Below are 2,398 nucleotides of genomic sequence, written 5' to 3'. Positions count from 1 at the left end.
TTGGCGTTTTTGGCTTGCAGGCCCGCCGTGAGGGCTGCTATGGCGCTTTGGCGCGTGGCGTTGAGCAAGGCCATGTCTGCCGCGCTGGCCTGGCCCTTGCCCGCCAGCAGGGCCAGCGCCAGCGCTTGCGCCAGCAGCTGGCGCTGCGCCTGCTGCACGGCCAAAGGCTGGGCCATGCCTGCGGCGGCCATCAGCAAAGCGCCCATGCGGGCCGCTTGCTGCTGGTGCGCGGCCAGCGTACGGGTGATGGCCGCCAAGGCGGCGGGCGTGAGGCGCTGGGCCTGAAGGGCGGCTTGCGTGGCCGTTTGGGGCGTGGGCGTTTGCCCGGCAGGAGCGCGCGCTTCCTGCTGGCGCACGCTGGCCGCTTGTGTGCTGGCAGCCTGCGCTTCGGCCCGCGTGGCGGCTTGGGTTGTTGCCGCTTGCGTGGCAGTCTGCTGGGCCTGAACGGCGGGTTGCGCCTCGGGGCGCGGCTGGGGCTGAGGGGGCTGGGGTTGAACCTGCGGGCGATACGGCGGCTCGCTATCGCGCTTGGGTTCAAAGCTGGGGATGAAAGTGGGCAGCGCCGCGAAGGCGGGCAGGCCCATGTTCAGCAGGGAGGTGGAGAGGGCGCTTAAAGAGGAGGCGTAGGGCGCGCCGCCCGATTGGCCTGCGGCAAAGCTGCTGTGGTTTACGAAGGAACTGCCAACATTACCACCATTGGAAGAAAAGCCGTTTCCCCCTTCGCCAAGGTCAGTCAAATTACCATTTTGGCCACCTAAATGGCTGTCATGCGTAACCTCATTAAAGTTTTCTCTGCCAAATTGAGTTATTGCATTATCAGAAGTAGATCCGCCCGAAAGCGGATTAGAAGCACGACCAGAGTCACCTGCCGGACCTTCATTGGTAACATTATTTACATCGTGTCTTATATCTCGCGAAGAAGTAGTTGTCGTAGTTGCTTGAGTTACAATCCTTCCAAGAACCATTGGCTACTCCTCCGCTACATTTCAGAATCAGAAGCGATGCTGAATACCTACACCATAATTATTTCCACCTTCAAGGCGCAAATAATCCGCATAAATAAAGGTACGCTTAGAAAGCGCATACTTCGCAGCAAACGTGCCCTCCGTATATTTTTTGAGCTTATAAGTCACATTCTGCAGCGCATATTCACTCTTATGCTGGCGTTGCAACTCAAGTGCCAATGTTATATTATCAAAATCCACAGAACCGCCAACACTATACCCTGCCATACGAGTTTTAGAACCAGCAGGAAGAGCTGGAAATATTTGGTCGCGCGTATCGTAGTAACCAACAGAAAGAGCAAACATGCCAAAATTGTACTTGGCACCTAACGCATAATTTGCTTTACTGTCTTTAGTTTTATTGTACGCAGCAGCAGCAACTAGTGGACCATTGTCGTACATCAGATTAAGGTCATATTTCGCTTTATTATTATTGTCGGCTTTGGTTATAAAGGCAACTTCAGCGCTAAAGCCACCAAACACAGGAGTTTTGTAGCTAAATTGACTACTAGAGCGCGATGCCTGTCCAACAGAAGCATAACGTTCAATCGAGGAGGAATAATTCACATCGCCAAAAATATTCCAGGCAACTATAGCACTATGACTTGGAGTAACAGATTGCCCCATTTTGAATCGCCCAAAACCACCTTCCAACCACAAGTTGGCCGCCCGGGCATAATTTGTTTTAAGAAGCTGGTGATTTGGTTGAATTACCGCGCCATCTTCAAGATTGACATACTGCTCCAATTTGAAGCCCGCCTTAAGACCGCCCCCTAAATCTTCAATCCCTCGAAAACCAATGTAGCTGGTAGTGTGATTAACTATACGGCCACTAATCATCCCGATTTTTTGACCCGCTTCTTTCCCAATCCCCACGTCCGCCACGCCATAAAGCGTGACCGAAGACTGGGCGAGTGCAGCGCCGGAAACAAGCGTCAAAGCGGCCAAAGCCAGCAGATTCTTTTTCATTTGAATTGCCTTTCAAATCAGGGAAAATAGTGAAAACAAGACCCTTCACAGGGCGCGAAAACGGTGTGAATTAAATCACAGTCCTGGCCGCCCGCCAATAGGCCAAGCCCCCGTAAAAACACGATGTTGCAATTTGCCCGCGCCTGTCCGCGCCTGCGCGGGCCTCTTTTCCCCTGCGGCGCCGGGGCAGGCGCGCAGGGCGCGGCAGGTGTTGCGCTTTTTCAACTGCGCCCATCCGCTCCGCCGTTTCCTTCGCCGTTTCTTCAGCCGCAGCAAGTCACGGAATGCCCCGCCTTGCGCCAAGCAAGCCGCAGCCTGTCCGGCCAGAGCGGCCCACTGCCCCTCCAGCAGGCGGCGCAGGCGGCGCGGCTCGGGCAGGGTGATGAGTTCGGCGCGCTCCGGGGCGCTTTCGGCGGCGCTTGCCG

General features: G+C 55.5%; 2 protein-coding genes. Both read right to left on the bottom strand.

Translation table 11 applies throughout. The features are described 5' to 3' along the window. A partial coding sequence (locus tag QB898_RS12880; protein WP_428982832.1) for a hypothetical protein occupies window positions 1–737 on the bottom strand: 737 nt, incomplete at its 3' end. 255 nt (window positions 738–992) lie between these two features. Continuing rightward, window positions 993–1,973, bottom strand: a complete 981-nt coding sequence (locus tag QB898_RS12875; RefSeq protein WP_102284305.1) for a porin — start codon at window positions 1,971–1,973, stop codon at window positions 993–995. Between the last annotated feature and the right edge of the window lie 425 nt (window positions 1,974–2,398).

Source organism: Ottowia cancrivicina, from assembly GCF_029813755.1.
Taxonomy (GTDB): Bacteria; Pseudomonadota; Gammaproteobacteria; order Burkholderiales; family Burkholderiaceae_C; genus Ottowia; species Ottowia massiliensis.
The sequence above is the reverse complement of the archived record's forward strand: the minus strand, read 5'-3'. Positions and strand labels throughout refer to the sequence as shown.

Bases quoted from the DNA above. Each gene is read 5' to 3' on its own strand.
- QB898_RS12875 (WP_102284305.1), bottom strand. From the start codon at position 1,973: ATGAAAAAGAATCTGCTGGCTTTGGCCGCTTTGACGCTTGTTTCCGGC.